This is a genomic window from Mesorhizobium sp. B2-8-3, assembly GCF_006440815.1.
Taxonomy (GTDB): Bacteria; Pseudomonadota; Alphaproteobacteria; order Rhizobiales; family Rhizobiaceae; genus Mesorhizobium.
Genome location: NZ_VFTW01000012.1, coordinates 62,254 through 79,666 on the forward strand (window position 1 = coordinate 62,254; position 17,413 = coordinate 79,666).

Annotated in this window: 15 protein-coding genes; 1 reads left to right on the forward strand and 14 read right to left on the reverse strand. The window is 65.4% G+C overall.

Features of this window, described 5'->3' with window-relative positions; translation table 11 throughout:
* Nucleotides 1–11 precede the first annotated feature (11 nt).
* The 8 genes from FJ418_RS18705 to FJ418_RS18740 all read right to left on the reverse strand — a co-directional run bounded on the left by FJ418_RS18705 (nt 12) and on the right by FJ418_RS18740 (nt 7,672).
* Nucleotides 12–1,109, reverse strand: a complete 1,098-nt coding sequence (locus tag FJ418_RS18705) for a branched-chain amino acid ABC transporter permease (protein ID WP_246683112.1) — start codon at nt 1,107–1,109, stop codon at nt 12–14.
* Nucleotide 1,110: 1 nt separating this feature from the next.
* A complete protein-coding gene (locus FJ418_RS18710; RefSeq protein ID WP_140868046.1) occupies nt 1,111–2,010 on the reverse strand; it encodes a branched-chain amino acid ABC transporter permease in 900 nt (299 codons plus the stop codon).
* 7 nt (nt 2,011–2,017) lie between these two features.
* The gene (locus FJ418_RS18715; RefSeq protein ID WP_140868049.1) at nt 2,018–2,722 is read right to left on the reverse strand and encodes an ABC transporter ATP-binding protein; all 705 of its coding nucleotides are present in this window, start codon (nt 2,720–2,722) and stop codon (nt 2,018–2,020) included.
* A 15-nt stretch (nt 2,723–2,737) separates the two neighbouring features.
* A complete protein-coding gene (locus FJ418_RS18720; protein ID WP_181166989.1) occupies nt 2,738–3,892 on the reverse strand; it encodes an ABC transporter substrate-binding protein in 1,155 nt (384 codons plus the stop codon).
* Nucleotides 3,893–3,911: 19 nt separating this feature from the next.
* Entirely contained in the window at nt 3,912–4,658 is a 747-nt protein-coding gene (locus FJ418_RS18725) for an ABC transporter ATP-binding protein (protein WP_140868055.1), read from the reverse strand.
* Between the two features lie 131 nt (nt 4,659–4,789).
* Nucleotides 4,790–5,374, reverse strand: coding sequence for an XRE family transcriptional regulator (locus tag FJ418_RS18730; RefSeq protein ID WP_140868058.1), 585 nt, complete (start codon nt 5,372–5,374; stop codon nt 4,790–4,792).
* Between the two features lie 71 nt (nt 5,375–5,445).
* Nucleotides 5,446–6,243 (reverse strand): N-formylglutamate amidohydrolase, encoded by a 798-nt coding sequence (locus FJ418_RS18735; RefSeq protein WP_181166990.1) that lies wholly within the window; start codon nt 6,241–6,243, stop codon nt 5,446–5,448.
* A gap of 19 nt (nt 6,244–6,262) precedes the next feature.
* Nucleotides 6,263–7,672 (reverse strand): aldehyde dehydrogenase family protein, encoded by a 1,410-nt coding sequence (locus FJ418_RS18740; protein WP_140868063.1) that lies wholly within the window; start codon nt 7,670–7,672, stop codon nt 6,263–6,265.
* 171 nt (nt 7,673–7,843) lie between these two features.
* Between FJ418_RS18740 and FJ418_RS18745 the strand changes: the two genes are divergently transcribed.
* The gene (locus FJ418_RS18745; RefSeq protein WP_140856597.1) at nt 7,844–8,602 is read left to right on the forward strand and encodes an SDR family oxidoreductase; all 759 of its coding nucleotides are present in this window, start codon (nt 7,844–7,846) and stop codon (nt 8,600–8,602) included.
* A 26-nt stretch (nt 8,603–8,628) separates the two neighbouring features.
* On the opposite strand, the gene FJ418_RS18750 is transcribed toward FJ418_RS18745, so the two are convergent.
* The 6 genes from FJ418_RS18750 to ftsZ form a co-directional block, all read right to left on the reverse strand.
* The gene (locus FJ418_RS18750; protein WP_140856599.1) at nt 8,629–9,321 is read right to left on the reverse strand and encodes a TIGR02453 family protein; all 693 of its coding nucleotides are present in this window, start codon (nt 9,319–9,321) and stop codon (nt 8,629–8,631) included.
* Nucleotides 9,321–11,528: an NAD-dependent DNA ligase LigA gene (ligA, locus tag FJ418_RS18755; RefSeq protein WP_140868066.1), complete on the reverse strand. Its 2,208-nt coding sequence runs from the start codon at nt 11,526–11,528 to the stop codon at nt 9,321–9,323. The genes FJ418_RS18750 and ligA overlap by 1 nt, the downstream gene beginning before the upstream one ends.
* Nucleotides 11,529–11,660: 132 nt before the next feature.
* Entirely contained in the window at nt 11,661–13,334 is a 1,674-nt protein-coding gene (gene recN / locus FJ418_RS18760) for a DNA repair protein RecN (RefSeq protein ID WP_140868069.1), read from the reverse strand.
* An 8-nt stretch (nt 13,335–13,342) separates the two neighbouring features.
* Complete coding sequence (locus FJ418_RS18765) at nt 13,343–14,212, reverse strand: outer membrane protein assembly factor BamD (RefSeq protein ID WP_140705943.1); 870 nt, start codon at nt 14,210–14,212, stop codon at nt 13,343–13,345.
* A gap of 201 nt (nt 14,213–14,413) precedes the next feature.
* The gene (gene lpxC / locus FJ418_RS18770) at nt 14,414–15,361 is read right to left on the reverse strand and encodes a UDP-3-O-acyl-N-acetylglucosamine deacetylase (RefSeq protein WP_140644063.1); all 948 of its coding nucleotides are present in this window, start codon (nt 15,359–15,361) and stop codon (nt 14,414–14,416) included.
* Nucleotides 15,362–15,736: 375 nt separating this feature from the next.
* Nucleotides 15,737–17,398 carry a cell division protein FtsZ gene (gene ftsZ, locus FJ418_RS18775; protein WP_140856605.1) on the reverse strand — a complete coding sequence of 554 codons (1,662 nt, stop codon included), beginning with the start codon at nt 17,396–17,398 and terminating at the stop codon, nt 15,737–15,739.
* Nucleotides 17,399–17,413 lie beyond the last annotated feature (15 nt).

The window sequence follows — 17,413 nt, forward strand, 5'->3', positions numbered from 1 at the left end:
AAATGACGACGCTATTTGGCGCTGCGCCGGAAAAGAAGCGACAGCAGCTCGTCGAGCTCGTGCCGTCCGCTGATGCCGCTCGGCCGGAATGCCATGCAGAGCACGATGACCACGCCGAGCGCCACGCCCGAGAGCCCCAGCAGCTGCGGCATTTGGATGCCGGCGATGGTCACGCCGGACTCGATGCTGCGGATGAATTCCAGCCCGATCGAAAGCACGATGACGCCGGTCACCGCCCCGGTCACCGTTGCCATGCCGCCAAGGATCAGCATCGCCAGCGTGTTGAAGATCATCTGGAAATAGAACAGCTTCGGACTGATCGTGCCGGCGAAATAGGCGTAAAGCACGCCAGCGAGGCCGCAGATCAGTGCCGACAGCACCCACGACATCAGCCGCAGCTTTTTCGCGTCGATCCCGAGTGCCGCCGCTGCCTGCGGGCTTTGCGCGCTGGCTCGCAGCTGCAGGCCCCAGCGGCTGTCCTTGAACAGCCGCGCCGCCACGATCGCCACCACCGCGAAGACCAGCATCCACGGCAGGCCGACGACTTTCGGAATGCCGAAGAAGGCCTGGTTGCCTTTGAACAGATCAGTCCAGTTGAGGAACACCGAGTGGATGATGATCAGCAGCGCCAGGCTGACGATGGTCGCCGCGACTCCCGACAGCCGGCTGATCACCTTGCCGCTGACCAGCGCCACGATGCCGACGACCAAGAGCGCGATGAGCGCCGACGAAACCGGATCGAGCTCCAGCGTCGCAAAGCCGAACGGCGCGTTGGGGATCGACAGCTTCTTCATGGCAAGCGGCGTCGACAGGATGGCGACGCCATAGGCGCCGAGCCCGACAAAGGCGCTGTGGCCGAGATTGGCGATGTTGGAATTGCCCATGAACACTTGCAGCCCAACCACCACGATCAGGTTCACGAAGGCGCCGAGCGCCAGGAAGGTGTAGTAGGTCGGCGCGAAATTCAGCACCAGCAGGCCGATCGCCAGCACCGGCAGCGCCGTCACCAGCCCGCCGATCAGCGAGCGGAGGACCGCGTTGCCGGGCCGCGCGGTGGCGGCCGGCGCAGCCATCTGGTCGACAGCCTGCGAGAGTTCGGAGCCTGTCACGTCAGATCTCCTTATCGCCGAGTTCGATGCGCTGGCCGAGCAGGCCTTCCGGACGGTAGACGAGCAGAGCGACGATGATTGCGTAGGTAAGCGCGTCCCTGAAGCCCGCATATTCCTGCGGCAAGGCAACGAGCAGGCCAACTTCGATGAAACCGAGCAGCATGCCGCCCACCGCCGCGCCCGGCAGCGAGCCGAAGCCGCCGATGACGCAGGCGACGAAGGCCTTCAGCACCAGGCCGAAGCCGAGATCCGGCGAGACGCTGCCGCGCCGCGCCAGGATGAAGACGGCGGCGATGCCCGCCAGCGCGCCTGAAATCGCGAAGGCCGTGGCGATCACCCGGTTTGCCTTGATCCCCATCAGCCGCACCGTGGCGAAATCGCGCGAGGCGGCGCGGATGGCGAGGCCGAGCGTCGAGCGGTTGAGGAAGAGCACCAGGGCAAGGATGGTCAGGCCCGACACGATCAGTTCCATCACCTGCAGCGACGACACGGCGAACGGGCCGAAGAACCACATCTGGTTCAAGCCGTTGAGGATCGAGACCGACTGCGGCTTGGGCGAGATCAAAAGCATGAAAAGGTTCTGCACCACGATCGAAACGCCGAAGGCGGTGAGCAGCCCGGTCGTGGTCGGCGCGTAGCGCACCGGACGGAAGGCGACGCGCTCGAACACGACCGCCGCCAGCGCCGCCATGCCCACGGCAAGCAGCACCGCCACGTAGGGCGAGGTCAGCCCGAGCGCCGCGGCCAGGAACACGCTGTAGGCCGAGACGCCGATGATCTCGCCATGCGCGAAATTCACCAGGCCCATGATCGAGAAGACGACGGCCAACCCGAGCGCCACCAGCGAATATTCCGCCCCAAAGGCGAGCGCGTTCAGAAGCTGCTGCAGAGCGTAGTCCATGTCGCCGCTACCCGCCGATATAGAGGTTGAACAGGCCGTGCTCGTCGGCGAGCCTGGCCGGCGGTCCGTCATAGCGCAGCGTGCCCGAGCTCACGACATAGACGCGGTCGGCGAAGCGCAGCGCCTGCTTGGCGTTCTGCTCGACCACCAGCAGCGTCAATCCTTGCGCCTTGAGTTCGCCGATGAAATCGAAGATGCGCGCCACGATCTTCGGCGCGAGCCCCAGCGACGGCTCGTCGAGCAAAAGCAGCTTCGGCCGCGACATCAGCGAACGGGCGATCGCCAGCATCTGCTGCTCGCCGCCCGACAGCGTGCCGGCTGCCTGGCCGTAGCGTTCGGAAAGCACCGGGAACAGCGCCAGGTACCGCTCGATGTCCTGGCGCACACCAGCGGGGTCACGCCTTGTCGCCGCCCCCAGCCGCAGGTTCTCGCCGACGCTCAGGTTGGAGAAGATGTGCCGGCCTTCCGGCGTCGAGGTCAGTCCGGCGCGGATGCGGTCCTCGGTACGGACATGCGAGATGTCCTTGCCGTCGAGGACGATGCGGCCCGAAGCCGGCGTGACCAGGCCTGTCAGCGCGTTGATGGTCGAGCTCTTGCCGGCGCCATTGGGACCGAGCAGGGCGACAAGTTCGCCCTGCCCGACCTCGAGCGACAGCTCGCGCACCGCCGCGACGGCGCCGTAGCGCACGACGAGCTTCTCGACCTTCAGCACGTGTCCCTGCCCTGCCTAGTTCAGCGCCGGAACGAAGGTCGGCGGCGCGTCGGTGATCAGCACCCGCTTGCCGTCGGCAAAGCCCATCACCGGAACGGCCTTGACCGGATAGCCCTTCTTCTCGGCAAAGGAGATCGTCGGCGCCGTCGTGCCCGGATAGCCGCCTGGTGCGCGGATCGCCTCGCGCAGGGCTGCGGGCTCGACGGTGCCGGCTTTCTTCGCCGCTTCATAGCTGATCTGCACCATGTCGGCGCCAAGCGCGTCGAAGATGCCGTTGATCTTGTAGCCGTCGGCCTTGCACTGGGCGAGGAACTTGTCGATCGGACCGTCGACGCCGGTCGCGCCATGGGTCGCGAACATGACCTTTTCCAGCGACTTCGGATCGCCGACGGTGCCTTCCAGCGACTTGTCGTCGAAGGCGTCGCAACCGGCCACCCAGCCGTCATAGCCGTTGGCGCGCAGTTGCCGGATCAGGATGCCGACATCGGGCAGCACGGCGCAGATATGGATCGCGTCCGGCTTCTGCGGCAGCGCCTTGATGCTGGCGATCTGCGGCGACCAGTCGGTGGTGCCATAGGAATAGTTGAACTTGCCGACAACCTTGCCGCCGAGATGCTCGAACACCTCGCCGAACCACTCCGGCAGTTTCTCCGAGTACGAACCGGCATCGGGCGACACCATCAGCGCCACGGTGCGCGCGCCCTTGCCGTAAAGCGCGTTGGCGGTGGCCGAGGCGTTGATCGGATCGGGCACGGCGCCGGCGATGAAATTGTCGAGACCGGCCTGCTGCATCTCGAGCTGCGTGTTCGGCGCCGAGAACACGGTGGCTCCGTAAGGCTGAGCGGTCTGCGCCATCGGGATCAGCGCATCCGGAAACGGCACACCGGTGATGATCTGCGCGCCGGCATCGAGGAACTTCTGTCCGAGCGAGACCGAAAGCTGCGGATCGGAGCGGTTGTCCTCGATCATCAGTTCGACCTTGGGATCGGTCGCGCCCGCAGCCTTGTTCAGCCTGTCGGCCATGCAGCGCGCACCCTCGGCCTCGCTGTAGGGCGCGTAGGCGCCGGTCATGGCGACCGCAAGCCCGATCTTGAGATCGGCCGCGCCCGCGTGCCCTGCCTGCAACAGCCCGGCGGTCAGCACCGCGGCTCCCAGCAAAATCTTTTCCATTCTACCCTCCTTCCTCTCACTACGGTTGTTCTTCCGGGCCTTCAGCCATCTCCGACTGCCCGACATAGACCTCGATGACGCGCTGATCGCGCCACACGTCTTCCGTCTCGCCCGAAGCGATCACCTGCCCCTGGTCCATCACGCAAAGCCGGTCGCAGAGCCGGTTGATGAAGCGCAGGTCGTGGTCGATGACGATGGTCGCGCAGCCGGCGTCGCGGCGGATGCCTTCGATCGCGACCGCCAGCGTTTCCGACTCGGCGTCGTTGAGGCCGGCCGCCGGTTCGTCGAGCAGCAAGAGCGACGGCCCCAGCGCCAGCGCGCGGGCGATCTCGAGCCGGCGCTGGCTGCCATAGGGAAGCGTGCCGGCCGGGCTGTCGGCGAAGCCCGCCAGCTCATATTGCTGCAGCAACTGGTCGACGCCGATCCGAGCGGCGGCGTCGGGGCGCACGGCGCGGCAGGTGATATGCGCGACCTCGACGTTCTGGCGTACAGTCAAATCCTTGAACAGCCTGATGGTCTGGAAGGTGCGGCCGACCCCTGCCCGCGCGCAATGCTCCGGGCCTCGCCCGGTGATCTCCTCGCCCGCCAGGCGCACGCTGCCACTGTCCGGCTTGAGCACGCCCGAGATGGCGTTGACGAGCGTCGACTTGCCGGCGCCGTTCGGACCGATGAGGCCGAGGATCTCGCCGGCCTCGCAGGTCAGCGAGGCGTTGCGCAGAGCCTGCACGCCTCCGAATGTCTTGCTGACCGCCTCAACCGACAGCATCGGTCATCTCTCCCATTGCCGGCCGCTGGCTGTTCTCCTGTCGGCCGTCAAAAGGATGCTAGTCCCCTGACTTTTCCAGAACAAGCATTTTTTTCCATTTTAGAAAAATTCTTGAAGTCCCGGCCCGTCGATCAGGCGCCTGCTCCCGGCGGCAGCCCGTCGCGCGGCACGGTGTTCGACATCAGCATGATGACCGGCTCGTCGCCGAGCGCGACATAGGCGTGCTGCATCTCGCCGTCGAACAGGATGCTGTCGCCGGGCTGCAGCACAGTCGGGTCGTAGTGGAGCGTATGCAGTTGCAGGCTGCCGCTCAGCACATGGATGAACTCTTCGCCCGAGTGGCTGCGCCAGCCGCCGTTTTCCTCGAAGTTCCTGGCACGCAGCGTGACGCGCCAGAAAATATTGGTCTTGTCGCGGAAATCGCTGCACAAGACCTCGAATTCCATCGCGTTGCCTTCATGCAGAATGCCGCTGCCGGCGCGCGTGATCGAGCGGCGCGCCTGCGGTCCGGACTTCGGACTGAACAGGAACGAGGCCACCGGCACATGCAGCACGCCGGCGATCATCAGCGCGATGTCGACGGTCAGCCTGGCCTTGCCGTTCTCCAGCTTCGACAGCTGCGAAACGGAAAGGCCGGAGCGCTCGCTGAGATCGCGCAAGGTGATGTTCTGCTGCTTGCGCGCGTCGCGGATCTTGCTGCCCACATTGCCTTGCATCGTCCACGCCCTTGGCTGTCGTGTTTCCAATTCGACAAGCTCTAGCGTTCCGCTATTTGAGCGTCCAGCCTTTAGACGGTTACGGCTGATTGCGGCCATAGGGACATCGCGACGGTGGAAAAGGCATCTTCGAGAAGACGGCTGATGCGTTCGAAAGTTTCCGGATCGGCAAGCAGGTCGTTGCGCACTTCGAGGTAGAGGCAGGGCCGACCCTGCTGCAGCCCATGCCGGTTCAGCGTGTAGCCGACGGCCTGGCGCCAGTCGTAAGGTTCGTTGTCGCCGACCCCGAAGCCTGCTGCCGCGCCCTGGGTCCTGAGCGTTTTCAGCACCGAATTGACGAAGGGCGACTGTTCCCGCCACAGCACGCCGATATCGACATTGCGCTTCACCCCGCCCATCACCGGCGTGAAGGAATGCACAGAGATCAGCGCCCGGCAGCCTGCGGCGGCATCGATGATCGCCCGCTCGACCGGCGCCCAGGCGACGAGCTTGCGCAGCCTCGCATCCGCGGCATCGACCGCCAGATTGCCCGGCACCGGGATGCCGCCGAGATCCGGCCGCATGAAATCCCACTCATCCGCGGGCCGGTTGTAGTCGAGGAACAGCCGCGAATAGCGCGCGATCACGGCCGGCGCCCGCAGCGTTTGCGAGAGCCGCCGCGTCAGCGCATCGACGCCGATGTCGACCGCGAAATGCGTGTCGAGATAAGGTCCTGCCAGGCCAAGATCGCGCCACGGCGCCGGCACGGCGTTGCCGGCATGCTCGGCGATCAAAAGATAAGGGTTGGCCGCTTCCGGCAGCAACCGTTCCACGCCGGCGGCGGCAAGCGCCGCTACAGCCGCATCGCCAAGCTTTTCAAGGTCCCGCACGGCCGGATGCCGTTGGCGATCAGGCGATGATGGAGCGGACATGGTACGCCTTCGCCGCCGTCGCCTCGATCAGGCCGGCACGTCCGTTGGTGCGCCCGAGACCGGAATTCTTGATGCCACCCCAGGGCAGGTAAAGGTCGGCATGGTCGCAGCGGTTGAGATAGACCGTGCCGGCCTCGACCTCGTCGAGCAGCGCCACGCCGCGCTCGACGTCGCGCGTCCAGATCGAGGCGCTGAGACCGTAGTCGCTGTCGTTCATCAGCCGTATCGCTTCGTCGTCGCCGCTGACCGCCTGAACGCAGGCCACCGGCCCGAACAGCTCGTCGCGCATGATCTGCATGCCATGATCGACGCCGGTAAGCACTTCGGGCGCGACATAGGCGGTCCCGAGCCTTGCCGCCTTGAGTGCGCCATCCTGCGGCATCAGGCGCTTCGCCCCTGCCCGCACCGCGCTTTCGGTAAGGCCGCGGATGGTGTCGGCCGCAATCGCGCGCACCACCGGACCGACCATCGGTTTTTCGCCGATCGGATGGCCGATGGACCATTTCGCCGTCTCGGCGACCAGCGCCTCGACGAAACGGTCATGGATCGACCGGTCGACATAGATACGCTCGACCGAGCAGCAGGACTGGCCGGCATTGGAATAGGTTCCCTCGGCAATCAGCGGAACCGCCGCTTCGAGATCGGCGTCGGAGCGCACATAGGTCGGATCCTTGCCGCCGAGCTCGAGATGCACCTGGGTGAAGGTGCCGGCGGCGGCCGCATGCACGCGGCGGCCGCCATTGACCGAACCGATGAAATTGACGGCGTTGAAGACGCCGGAGGCGATCAGCCGCTCGGCGTCCGGATGGTCGAGATGCAGGCTCTGGAAGACGCCTTCCGGTCCGCCTGCGGCGCGGAACGCCTCTTCGGCCAACTCCGCGATCAGCGGCGTCTGCGGCGAATGCTTGAAGATCACCACATTGCCAGCCGCAAGCGGCGACGTGACCAGATAGCCGAGCATGGCTGTCGGGTAGTTCCAGGCGCAGATCGACAGATGCAGGCCGCCGGCCATCGGCTTGGCGTAGCGGCGGATATTCTCGTCCGACGGAAAGGGCATGTCGGCCAGCGTGTCGGGCGCGGCACCAGCAAGTAGCTCGCCGATCAGCGCCAGGCGCGGCGTCTCGTCGGCCTGCCACAAGGGCCTACCGATCTGCCATGCCACCGCCTCGGCGAGCGGGGCGGCGCGCGCCTTCATCTCCTCGCCGAAGCGCAGAAGGATCGCCAGCCGCTCAGCCAGCGGCGTGCGCCGCCAAGCCGGCAGCGCCGCGCGAGCCCGGGCGACGGCCGCCGCGATCGCGGCGCCGTCTGCATAGGGACGCGTGGCGTAGATCGAGCCGTCGACAGGAGAGGTCACCGAAAAAGTCCGCGCGCCGGAATGCAGGTTCATGGTCTTGAAATCCACCCGATAGGAGAGCCGTCAATCGCCGCACGATATCGCGATTTTCCATTTTGGCAAATTTTTTCGAATACGGCTTGATGGATTTTTGGCTCGCCCCTATTGTCCGGCTGTCGCGTCCTGGCGCAAAACGCGTCTCTGGCGCCAACAAGAGAGGGACAGATGGTCGTCTATGATTTCACCGGCAGGCATGCGGTCGTCACCGGAGCGGGCGGCGGCATGGGCGAAGCGATCGCGCTGGCGCTGCTCGATGCCGGCGCCTCCGTCACCGCCATCGATATCAAGCCACGCCCAGCCTCGCTTGCCGCCTATGACGACAGGTTGACCTTCGCGCAGGGTGATTTGACCGACGCCGCTTTCGTCGAACAGGTCATCGGCACCGCCGGCCGCGAGCGCGGCGGCATCGACTATCTCGCCAATGTCGCCGGTGTGCTGTGGTTCGGCCGCGACAAGTCTGCGCTCGATATGGACCTCGATGTCTGGGACCAGGTCTTCAACATCAATTTGAAATCCTTCGTGCACACCGCACGCGCCGTCGTTCCTTACATGCGTTCCGGCGGCCGCGGCGGCGCCATGGTGCATTTCTCCACCATCCAGTGGTATCGCGGCGACCCGAACCCGCAGGACGCCTATCAGGCCTCGAAGGCCGGCGTGTGCGCGCTGTCCAAGTCGCTCGCCATGCAGCTTGCCGGCGAACGCATCCGCTCGAACGCGATATGCCCCGGCATGGCGCTGACGCCGCTGCAGGCGCGCTGGGACACCGAGGAGAAGCGCGCCGCCGTGGCGAGCTATGCGCCGCTCGGCCGCATCGGCACGCCGCAGGACATGGCAAACGCGGCGCTGTTCCTGTTCTCGGATGCCGCGAGCTACATCACGGGTATCGAACTCGCCGTCGACGGCGGCCTGCTGATGCGGATGTAAACCCTGACGGCCGCCGGACGACGGCGTCAAGCCGCCACGGCCGTGCCCTGGATCGCCCTGCCCCAGTCGAGCAGCGGCCTGGCGCCAAGCGTGAAATCGACGAGATCGTCGACCAGCGCCGGCGAATGGATCGTCGACGGATCGATGTCGTGCCGGACGACGAAATGCCGGTTGCGCACCGCCTGGGCGAGATCCTCGTCGCCGACATCCTCGAAACCGCGCGGCGCGCGCTTCAGGCGGTCTTCAGCATCGAGTGCCAGGCCGGCCTTCTCGAGCGACGAGACCATGCCGCGGAACGCGGCCGGCTTGGTCACGATCGCCTTGCGCATCGCCTGCAGCAGCTCGGGCGCCGGCTGCCACCAGGCCACACCGGCAAAGCAGCGCTCCAGCCCGATATGCACATAGAAGACCCCTTGCGACATCTTGCTGCCGTCGGGCGAGAGGATCGCCGACAGGTGCCGGTTGTAGGGCCGCTTGTCCTTTGCGAAGCGCACGTCGCGATTGATGCGGAAGAGCGATTTCTTGCGGTCGCCGCGCAGACCGAGCTTGGCCGCCTCGAATCGCTCGCTGAGCGCCTCGACCAAATCGCAGAACGGCCCGTGCAGCTCGCTGTCGAAGAGTTCGCGGTTTTCCTGGAACCACTCGCGGCTCTGGTGGAAGTCGAGCGCCTTGAAGAACGGAATGGCCTTCTGCCCAAAACCCTTGAACGCGCCAGTCATCAGCCGGCCCTACCGATGCGCTGCAGCCAGGTATCCTCGTCGATCACCTCGATGCCGAGGTCGCTCGCAGTTTTCAGCTTCGAGCCGGCGCCCGGACCCGCCACCACCAGGTCGGTCTTGGCGGAAACCGAGCCCGCGACCTTGGCGCCGAGCCGCTCCGCCATCGCCTTGGCTTCGGATCGCGTCATCTTTTCCAGCGAGCCGGTGAACACCACCGTCTTGCCGGAGACTTCGCTGCCGGCCGAGATTTCCATGACGTAGGGTTTCGGATGAACCTGCGCGAGCAAGGCATCCAGCACATCGTCATTGCGCTCATTGCCGAAGAAGTCGCGCAACGCGTTGATCACCGTGTCGCCGATGCCGTTGATCGACGGGAAGACGGTGTGCGGATCCTCCGCCTTCGCCGTCTCCTTGCCGACGCGGATCAATTCCTCGATGGTCGAGAACTGGCGGGCAAGCACGGCCGCGGTCGTCTCGCCGATATGGCGGATGCCGAGCGCGAAGATGAAGCGGTCGAGCTCCGGCTCGCGGCGCGCGTCGATGGCCGAAAACAGCTTGTCGAGGCCTTCATAGTTGCGCTCCTCGACGCTGCGCACATTCTTGCGCGTCTTGCCCGAGGCTTCCTCGCGCAGCCGAGCCTGCTCCTCGCGCCGCTCGGCCAGCGCCTTGGTGACGGCCGGGCGGCGATCCTTCAGCGTGAAGATGTCGGCGGCCGTCTTCACCAGCCCCGAATTGAAGAAGAGGTCGATGTTTTCCGCGCCCAAGCCCTCGATATCGAGCGCGCCGCGCGACACGAAGTGGCGCAGCCTCTCCACGGCCTGCGCGGCGCAGATCAGCTCGCCGGTGCAGCGCCGCCGCGAATCCTCCTTGCCCGTCTTCTCGTTGATCTCGCGCGTCGCCGGCGAGCCGCAGACCGGGCAGGTATGCGGGAATTCATAAGGCACCGCGCCGGCCGGCCGCTTGTCGATGACGACGCTGACGATCTGCGGGATGACGTCGCCTGCCCGCTGGATGACCACCGTGTCGCCGATGCGCACGTCGATACCGTCGCGGATCGGCTGGCCGTTGCTGTCGAAACCCTTGATGTAGTCTTCGTTGTGCAGCGTGACGTTCTCGACCACCACGCCGCCGACTGTGACCGGCGCCAGCCGCGCCACCGGCGCCAGCGTGCCGGTACGGCCGACCTGGATGTCGATCTTCTCGACCGTCGTCATCGCCTGCTCGGCCGGGAATTTGTGGGCGACCGCCCAGCGCGGCTCGCCGGTGACGAAACCCCAGCGGCGTTGCAGCTCCAACTGGTCGACCTTGTAGACGACGCCATCGATGTCGTAGCCCAACGAGGAGCGCTGCTCCTCGATGCGATGGTAGTGCGCGATGAGTTCGTCGATCGACTTCGCCCGCACCATCAGCGGGCTGACCTTGAACCCCCACTCGGCGAATTTCTGCACCGAATCGTACTGGGTGGGAGCCGGATCCGCCGTCGTATAGCCCCAGGCATAGGCGAAGAATTTCAGATTGCGGCTGGCGGTGACCGACGGGTCCTTCTGGCGGAGCGATCCGGCAGCCGTATTGCGCGGATTGACGTAATCTTGGCCGCCGACGGCCGCCGAGCGCTGCTTCAGCGCCTCGAATTCGGCATAGGTCATGTAGACTTCGCCGCGGATTTCGATCGTCTCCGGCCAGCCCGACCCCTTCAGCGTCTTCGGGATGTCGGCAATCGTCTTCAGATTGGCGGTGATGTCCTCGCCGACGGCGCCGTCGCCACGCGTCGCGCCCTGCACGAACACGCCGTTCTCGTAACGCAGTGAAGCCGACAGCCCGTCGATCTTCGGCTCGGCGGTGAAGGCGATATCGAGATCCTTGTCGCGGTCGAAGAAACGCCGGCCGCGCTCGATGAAATCGGCAACGTCCTGGTCGGTATAGGCCTTGGCGAGGCTGAGCATCGGCACCGCGTGCCGCACCTTGGTAAAGCCCTCCGCGGGCGCGGCGCCAACCCGCAGCGACGGCGAATCCTCACGTATCAGGCCAGGAAAATGCTCTTCAAGAGCGAGGTTGCGCCGCCGCAGCGTGTCATATTCGGCATCGGTGATCGTCGGTGCATCCTCGGCATGATAGCGCCGGTCATGTTCGGCGATCTCCGCCGCCAGCCGCTTCAGCTCCTCCGCGGCCTCGCCTTCGGTCAGCGATTCGACTGGTTTTTCCGACATGCATTGATCCCTGGATTGTGGCGCGCCACTATAAATCAGGATTCGCTGCGAGGGAGTCGGGTTGCGAAGAAATCATTGCTGAACAGCGGGATGCAGCCATCTGCTGACTCAGCCTGCCAGCGTCCAGAAATCTTAAGCCGCGGCGGTATTCTCGCGCAGCAACCGCTCCGCGGCGGCGCGGGCCTCGTCGGTGATGGTGGCGCCGGCCAGCATGCGCGCGATTTCTTCCTGGCGCGCGGCGCGGTCCATTTCGACAATACCGGTGGCCACACGCTCCTTGCCGCCGGATTTCGAGATCAGGAAATGCGTCGCGGCGCGTGCCGCGACCTGCGGCGCATGTGTGACCGAAAGCACCTGCACCCGCTTCGACAACCGCGCCAGCCGCTGGCCGATGGCGTCGGCCACCGCGCCGCCGACACCGGTATCGATTTCGTCGAACACCAGGGTCGGCGCCGAGCCGCGATCGGCAAGCGCCACCTTCAGTGCCAAAAGGAAGCGCGAGAGCTCGCCGCCCGAGGCGACTTTCATCATCGGCCCCGGCCGGGTGCCTGGATTGGTCCGCACCCAGAATTCGACCTGGTCGATGCCTTCTTCCATGCGGCTTTCGGCATCGCTTCCCATCTCAACGATGAACTCGGCCCGCTCGAGCTTGAGCGCCGGCAGTTCCGCCATCACCGCCTTGGTCAGTCCCCCAGCCGCCGCATGGCGCAGCGACGAAAGCTGCGCCGCGGAAATATCGTAGGCCTCGCGCGCCTCGGCGGCCTGCTTGGCCAGCGCGTGCAGCCGTTCCTCGCCGGCATCGAGATCGGCAAGATCGGCCACCATCGTGTCGCGCAGTTGCGCCAGATCGTCGACCGCGACACTGTGCTTGCGAGAGGCGGCGCGCAGCGCAAACAGACGCTCTTCCGCCTTCTCCAGACGCTGCGGATCATATTCGGTGGCACGAAGCGCTGCTTCCACGCCAGACTGCGCGGCGTCGAGCGAGATCATCGCTTCATCGAGCGATTTGACCACATCGTCGAGCAGGCCGGGCGCTTCGCTGGACTTGCGCTGCAGTCGCCGCAACAGGCTGGCGAGCTGCGGCAAGGGCGAGGACGGCCCCGACAGCACATCCTGCGCATCATGGATTTCGGTGGCGATCTTTTCGACGCGCATCATCGTCGCGCGCAATTCCGCAAGCTCCGTTTCTTCGCCCGGCTGCGGGTCGAGCTTTGCGAGCTCGGCGACGGAAGCGCGCAGATAATCGGCCTCGCGCGCCGCCGCCTCGACCTTGGCACGATGCCGCGAAAGCTCCTGCTCGCAGTTTCGCCAGTACCGCCAGGCTTCGCCCGTGCCGCGCACGGCGCCCAGATGGCCGCCGAAACTGTCCAGCAATTCACGATGCGCGCCGGGATCGACCAGCGCCCGCTCATCATGCTGGCCGTGGATCTCAACCAGCGCGCGGCCGACATCGCGCATCAGGGTGACGCTGGAGGGCTGGTCGTTGACGAAGACGCGGGTGCGGCCATCGGCCGTCTGCACGCGGCGCAGGATGATGTCGCCATCGTCCTCGATATCGTTTCCGGCGAGCAACGCGCGTGCCGGATGGTTGCGCGGCACGTCGAACACGGCGATGACCTGGCCTTGCGCGGCGCCATGGCGGACGAGCGAGGCATCGCCGCGGGCGCCAAGCGCCAGCGACAACGCATCGAGCAGGATGGATTTGCCGGCGCCGGTTTCGCCGGTCAGCACCGAAAGCCCAGGCAGGAAGTCGATATCCAGCTTCTCGATCAGGACGATATCGCGGATCGACAGTCTGGACAGCATCGCAAGCTTCAGGCGCCGGTGATCAGCTTCCCGGCCTTGGAAATCCACGACCCGGCATTTTCGCGCGGTTCAAGCCCGTTGCTCTGCAGGAGCTTGTAGGAATCCTTGTACCACGAGCTGTCCGGATAATTGTGGCCGAGCACCGCCGCGGCCGTCTGCGCTTCCGAGGTCAGGCCCATCGCATAGTAGGACTCGGTCAGCCGCGCGAGCGCCTCCTCGACATGGCGGGTGTTGGAATAGTTTTCGACCACGGTGCGGAACCGCTTCACTGCGGCGATGTATTCGCGGCGCTCGAGATAGTAGCGGCCGATCTGCATCTCCTTGCCGGCGAGCTGGTCGTTGGCGAAGCGGATCTTGTCCTTGGCGTCGCCGACATATTCCGAGTTCGGCCAGCGCGTCACCAGATCCTGCATGGTCTGGATGGTCTGGCGCGCTTCCTTCTGGTCCTGGGTGACGTCCTTGATCTGCCGATAGTAGCAGAGGCCGATGATGTACTGCGCGTAAGCCGCGTCGTCGGTCGAGGGATAGAGGGTCAGGTAGCGCTTGGCCGAACCGATCGCCTCGTCATAATTGCCGGCGCGGTAGTCGGCGAAAGCGCCCATCACCATCGATTTGCGGGCGAATTCGGAATAGGGATGCTGGCGGTCGACCGCGTCGAACTTCTTGCTCGCCTCGTCGAGGCGGCCGGCATTCATGTTGGCCAGGCCCTGGTTGTAGAGAACGTCGGCCGGCTCGGTCTGGTCGACATAGGTCGCCAGGTTGACATCCTTCTCGGAGGACATGCAGGCCGACAGCACGAGCGCGGGAGCAATCACCGACAGCGCCAGCAAAACACCCCGACGCGGCGTTGCCGATTGACCAACTCGCGAAAAAAACATGTTTGGATTCCGCCCCTTCGGCGTCGTTTCGGTCCGGGCCGAAGCCTTAAACCATTATCCCCTTGCCCGGCAACGCTATGTCCGGCCAATCGCACATTTTTGTGGCAAGCCCACGCTATGGCCAAAGCCGCGCGTTTTGGCACCCCTGTGATGCAGCCATGCAACACAAGCCTGACCACAAAGCCAGAAAACGGTTAAAAATCAGATCACCCAGGGTGCGTAGACCGGCCGGCTGACGGCGATCATCTCGGCGACGCGGCCGCGCTCGCGGCGCCTCGTTTCGACGATCTCGAAGGCCGTGTGGTCGGAAAGCAGCCGGCGTAGCGCCGAGGCGTTCATCCGGTGGCCGCCGCGATAGGAGCGGAAGCAGCCGATGAAGCGCGCGCCGGCCAGCGCCAGGTCGCCCATCGCATCGAGCGTCTTGTGGCGGGCGAATTCGTTGGGATAGCGCAGCCCGCCGACATTGATGACGCGGTTGTCGTCGCCGATGACCAGCGAGTTTTCCAGCGAGGAGCCAAGCGCGTAGCCGGCGGCCCAAAGCCGCTCGACGTCTTTCATGAAGCCGAAGGTTCGCGCCCGCGCGATGTCGCGGCGGAAGATGTCGGGATTGATGTCGGAAGCGAATTGCTGGCGGCCGATCGCCGGGCTCTCGAAATCGATCTCGATCTCGAATCGCGTGCCGTCATAGGGGCGGAACTCCGCCCAGGACGCACCGGCTTCCACCCGCACCGGCTTGACGACGCGGATGTAGCGACGCTTCACCGCCAGCGTCTCGATACCGGCCTGGTCGATGGCTTCGACGAAGGCCATGGCGCTGCCATCGAGGATAGGGACTTCCGAACCGTCGATTTCTATGATGAGGTTGTCGATGCCAAGACCGAACACGGTGGCCATCAGATGCTCGACGGTGCCGATATGCTCGCCGGTCGGATCGCCAAGCATGGTGCATAGATCCGTGGCGCCGACTTCGGCGACCAGGGCGCGGAATTCTCGGGCTTCGCCGCCGTTCGAAAGATGGAAGACGATGCCCGTGTCGGCGTCGGCCGGCAGGAAATGAACGGTGACGGTTTTGCCGCTATGAACGCCGATGCCAGCCAGCCTCGCGCGCGATTTCACTGTCGTCTGATAGTCGTGCAAGAGTAACCCCATACGCCCAAAATGCCTGCGTCCGCTCCATCGGCCTTGGGTATCTTGCAGCCAGTCGAATGGTCTGGCGCTCGCACAAAGGCGGCAAAATAGTCAAGAGCATGCGGCTCTGTGTGATCGGCAGGCAGGGCTACTCCCCGAATCCCGGCAAACCGACTTTAGTCCGTGGCGAAGATAATGGCCCGCTTTGGAGACTCCAAATCACGGTTTCTTTCCCCGTGTAACTGCGGGACTGTGTCAGAAGCAGCTCATAAGCCGCTGTTTTCAATTAATTTTATAAAAGCAACAGGCAGACGATACCTCGTCTGCCTGTTAACAACCGTTATATATCGTTAACGATCGGCGGCCCGTATCGACGATCGGCGGTCCGCCGTATTGTCAGTTGGCCTGGCGGCGCAGGAAAGCCGGGATTTCCAGCTGGTCGTCTTCCTGGACAGTGCGGGCCTGCGGTGTCAGCCGGCCCTGATCGTCGAGCTGGCCGCGACGCGGCGCGTAGAGCTGCGGATCCTGGCTGGCGAGACGGCGCATCTCGGGCGCGGCCTGGCGCAGCTTCGGCTCGCGCGGCTGCGCCGGCTGGAGCCGGGCCGGCTCTTCCTCGCGGCGGGTCAGGCCGTTGGTCAGCCGCTTGATCAGCCCCATCGGACCGCTGTTCTCATGGTCCGCCGGACGGGCCTTGGCTTCGACTTCAGCCCTTACCACCGGCGGAAAGTCCTCCACGCGCGGCATGCGCTGCGGGGCAGCGGCCATCGGCTGCGGCATCTCGCGCTGCGGCGCGGGCTGCTGCATGACCTGCTGCGGTACCACCGGCTGCGGCTGCGGCTGGGCCGGCGGGGCCTGGAAGATCTTGCTCTGCGGCCGAAAGTCGTCGACCGGCGCGGGGCGCGGCTGTGCCATGGCGGCAGCATTCGCCTCGGCAAGCTGGATCGCCTCGGCGACCGGATCGGCCGCGCGCGGCTCATAGGCCTGCGGCTGAACCGGCGCGGGACGAATTTCGGCAACCGGAGCCGCCGCCGGGCGGGCGGCCGGCTTCTGCGGCGCGCGGATCGAGATCGGCGCAGCCGCGATTTCGGCCGCCGACTTGTCGATGCCGGTGGCCACGACCGACACGCGGATCACGCCTTCCAGCTCTTCGTCGAAGGTGGCGCCCAGGATGATATTGGCGTCCTGGTCGACCTCCTCGCGGATGCGGGTCGCTGCCTCGTCGACTTCGAACAGGGTGAGGTCGCGGCCGCCGGTGATCGAGATCAGCAGGCCCTTGGCGCCCTTCATCGAGGTCTCGTCGAGCAGCGGGTTGGCGATCGCGGCTTCCGCCGCTGCCATCGCGCGGCCCTCGCCCGAAGCCTCGCCCGTGCCCATCATCGCCTTGCCCATCTCGCGCATCACCGAACGGACGTCGGCGAAGTCGAGATTGATCAGGCCTTCCTTGACCATCAGGTCGGTGATGCAGGCGACGCCCGAATAGAGCACCTGGTCGGCCATGGCGAAGGCATCGGCGAAGGTGGTCTTGTCATTGGCCAGCCTGAACAGGTTCTGGTTGGGGATGACGATCAGGGTGTCGACGCATTTCTGCAGTTCCTCGATGCCCATGTCGGCCGTCTTCATGCGGCGCTGGCCTTCGAAATGGAACGGCTTAGTGACGACGCCAACGGTGAGGATGCCCTTCTCGCGCGCCGCGCGGGCAACGACCGGAGCAGCGCCCGTGCCGGTGCCGCCGCCCATGCCGGCGGTGACGAAGCACATATGGGTGTTGGAGAGATGATCGATGATCTCGTCGATGCACTCTTCCGCCGCCGCGCGGCCGACTTCCGGCTGCGAGCCGGCGCCGAGGCCTTCGGTGACATGCGCGCCGAGCTGGATCAGCCGCTCGGCCTTCGACATGGTCAACGCCTGCGCGTCGGTGTTGGCCACCACGAACTCGACGCCGCGCAGGCCGGCTGTGATCATGTTGTTCACGGCATTGCCGCCGCCGCCGCCGACACCGAACACGGTGATACGGGGCTTAAGCTCGGTGATGTCCGGCTTCTGCAGATTGATGGTCATTGTCTCCGTCCTTTG

Coding starts and splice junctions, on each gene's coding strand:
- ligA (WP_140868066.1), bottom strand. CDS start 11,528: ATGTCGGAAAAACCAGTCGAATCGCTGACCGAAGGCGAGGCCGCGGAG.
- ftsZ (WP_140856605.1), bottom strand. CDS start 17,398: ATGACCATCAATCTGCAGAAGCCGGACATCACCGAGCTTAAGCCCCGT.
- FJ418_RS18725 (WP_140868055.1), bottom strand. CDS start 4,658: ATGCTGTCGGTTGAGGCGGTCAGCAAGACATTCGGAGGCGTGCAGGCT.
- FJ418_RS18730 (WP_140868058.1), bottom strand. CDS start 5,374: ATGCAAGGCAATGTGGGCAGCAAGATCCGCGACGCGCGCAAGCAGCAG.
- FJ418_RS18745 (WP_140856597.1), top strand. CDS start 7,844: ATGGTCGTCTATGATTTCACCGGCAGGCATGCGGTCGTCACCGGAGCG.
- FJ418_RS18765 (WP_140705943.1), bottom strand. CDS start 14,212: ATGTTTTTTTCGCGAGTTGGTCAATCGGCAACGCCGCGTCGGGGTGTT.
- lpxC (WP_140644063.1), bottom strand. CDS start 15,361: ATGGGGTTACTCTTGCACGACTATCAGACGACAGTGAAATCGCGCGCG.
- FJ418_RS18750 (WP_140856599.1), bottom strand. CDS start 9,321: ATGACTGGCGCGTTCAAGGGTTTTGGGCAGAAGGCCATTCCGTTCTTC.
- FJ418_RS18740 (WP_140868063.1), bottom strand. CDS start 7,672: ATGAACCTGCATTCCGGCGCGCGGACTTTTTCGGTGACCTCTCCTGTC.
- FJ418_RS18720 (WP_181166989.1), bottom strand. CDS start 3,892: ATGGAAAAGATTTTGCTGGGAGCCGCGGTGCTGACCGCCGGGCTGTTG.
- FJ418_RS18710 (WP_140868046.1), bottom strand. CDS start 2,010: ATGGACTACGCTCTGCAGCAGCTTCTGAACGCGCTCGCCTTTGGGGCG.
- recN (WP_140868069.1), bottom strand. CDS start 13,334: ATGCTGTCCAGACTGTCGATCCGCGATATCGTCCTGATCGAGAAGCTG.